This is a genomic window from Oleiphilus sp. HI0123 (genome assembly GCF_001635315.1).
Genome location: NZ_LWGE01001203.1, coordinates 1 through 1,982, shown reverse-complemented (window position 1 = coordinate 1,982; position 1,982 = coordinate 1). Strand labels below are relative to the sequence as shown.

Here is a 1,982-nt window from a genome sequence, read left to right as displayed (position 1 = left end):
GCTTCCGGACTTGCAACCTTTCGTAGATCAATTGAGTTACTCTGCCAAGCACCCTCTTGTAGAAAGCTATGACCGTATTACGTGTCATAACAAAGCGCTCACACAAAGCTTCCTTGATGAGCTTTCACCAAGACTCAAAAGAATGAAGGACTCAGGCCGCTATAAAGAAATTTCCGGCGAGTTATTTTTTGACTTCGATAGTGAGTATAAACAACAATAGCCGGCTACCGTACAGATCGAAACAATACATGAAGCGACAATGGCTATTGCACGACTCAAGTATTTTACCTTATTAGGTTTTTTACTATTTTTCAGTAAGTTAGCAGCAGCGGAAGAGTCTATTGATTGTTTCTTAAATACAGCGGCGAGTATGCCCGCTGAAACAACGCTGGCCGAAGTTGCTCACTCATGCACACAACAAAAAGACAAACCACTTATTCCGAGGCGATGATAACCCGGATATCGACGACTACCTAGGTCACTATGAAATTACCGGTGTGATGGACTGGGGGCGCTATAAACTCAGCAGCTCGGTGAGATACAACTTCGACACAGGTTATGGGTCTGCGGAAACCGGATTCAGTTTTCCGATGTGGGGGCGATTAAGAGGTTTCATACAATTTTTTGAAGGCTATGGAGAAAGCCTAATTGACTATGACCACCGGGTACAACGAATAGGCCTGGGCATATTGCTCACCGACCTACTCTAGAATGAATGCTCCAGGAGCGCTTTAGACGCAGAGAGTATCGCATGCTGGTTGTCTTCTTCCAGTTTGAAGCGTTCCTGATCCAGCTTAAAAATCACTCGTTTGTCAGTTTGCTTACGCGCCTCATGAGTTGGCATGTGCTCTAGCGCATCATACATTTTGATAAACACTGAAAACCGCTCATCTTCATGCAGGTTGGGGGCTAAATGGTCAAGTAGCACTTTAATTCTAATGCATCCTTCCGACAGCTCAACCTGCTCGTCTAACATGCATTGTGCGATAACCTTAATGCTGTTGAGGGCCTTATCTTTCTTTTCAGCCACCTCCTCCAGATAAGCTTTTTTCGCGTCCTCTATTCTTTGAATTTTGTTCCATGTTTTGAAGCTAAAACGGAATAAGAAAATAGAAACAAGACTACCGACAACAATTGCAAGCCAGATAAAGTTCTCAGACATATAACAAATCAACTCGAAAGATAGAAAGCGCGAAATTATAGCAGCTTCAGCAAATAGTGTATTTATTTTAAAGTGATTACTAGTTCCTTATAGGAATGCACTCAAATTGACACCGGTCATCACACTAGTAGAAACCTCGTAGTATGCTCACTTCAACAAACTCATTTATACATTACAAATTTTATTGGAGGCAAGATGGAATCTCCCAAGGTTTACGTTCGCGATTACATGCACCCAGCGACATACTCATTTAAACTTGATACTAGCGTTGAAGAAGTCGTTAAAACACTTACCAAAAGCCATATCGTAGTAGCGCCAGTGTTAGATACTGACGGCAAACTGGTAGGTTTTATCACTGAGCAAAACTGCATCAAGCAGATGCTCAACAATACCTACTATTGTGATAGCCACGAAGTAGCAGCTGACATTATGCGAGAGAATCCTCTATCCGTATCCCCTGATGAAGATATTCTTAAGCTAGCAGAAAGCATGCTAAGGAAAGGGCCCAAGATCTACCCAGTAATAGAAAATGATAAAGTGATCGGCATTATTAGACGTGCTGATGTACTAAAAGCACTTAGCCTGGCCAAAAAAGATATGTGTGCAGTGAAGTAGTATTATGCTTCTCTAGCAGGCTAAAGTTGTTCTAACTTCATTTAGCCTGCTCTATCTTCAGGTTCTTAAAACTCCATTCGCGATATGCCCCCATTCCCCCTCCCTGCCGAATAAAAGGTTCACGACAACTCCATTTCAAAATTTGCTATACCAAAAGTAAATTTCTTGTCTGCGAACATAAATAGTTCCGATATCTTCATAGACC

At 42.0% G+C, this 1,982-nt stretch carries 4 protein-coding genes; 3 read left to right on the top strand and 1 reads right to left on the bottom strand.

Annotation, left to right across the window (positions count from 1 at the left end; genetic code table 11):
• Together A3761_RS27720 and A3761_RS25775 are read left to right on the top strand one after the other, a co-directional pair.
• The coding region (locus tag A3761_RS27720; RefSeq protein ID WP_197473046.1) for a hypothetical protein at positions 1 to 220 on the top strand (220 nt) is incomplete at its 5' end.
• A 178-nt stretch (positions 221 to 398) separates the two neighbouring features.
• The gene (locus A3761_RS25775) at positions 399 to 710 is read left to right on the top strand and encodes a phospholipase A (protein ID WP_197469993.1); all 312 of its coding nucleotides are present in this window, start codon (positions 399 to 401) and stop codon (positions 708 to 710) included.
• Here the strand turns inward: A3761_RS25775 and A3761_RS13515 are convergent.
• The gene (locus A3761_RS13515; protein ID WP_068507385.1) at positions 707 to 1,162 is read right to left on the bottom strand and encodes a DUF2489 domain-containing protein; all 456 of its coding nucleotides are present in this window, start codon (positions 1,160 to 1,162) and stop codon (positions 707 to 709) included. The genes A3761_RS25775 and A3761_RS13515 overlap by 4 nt on opposite strands.
• A 195-nt stretch (positions 1,163 to 1,357) precedes the next feature.
• Here A3761_RS13515 and A3761_RS13510 point away from each other — a divergent pair, with 195 nt between their 5' ends.
• Positions 1,358 to 1,777, top strand: coding sequence for a CBS domain-containing protein (locus tag A3761_RS13510; RefSeq protein ID WP_068553041.1), 420 nt, complete (start codon positions 1,358 to 1,360; stop codon positions 1,775 to 1,777).
• The last annotated feature ends 205 nt before the right edge of the window (positions 1,778 to 1,982 follow it).

Bases quoted from the DNA above. Each gene is read 5' to 3' on its own strand.
- A3761_RS13515 (WP_068507385.1), bottom strand. From the start codon at position 1,162: ATGTCTGAGAACTTTATCTGGCTTGCAATTGTTGTCGGTAGTCTTGTT.
- A3761_RS13510 (WP_068553041.1), top strand. From the start codon at position 1,358: ATGGAATCTCCCAAGGTTTACGTTCGCGATTACATGCACCCAGCGACA.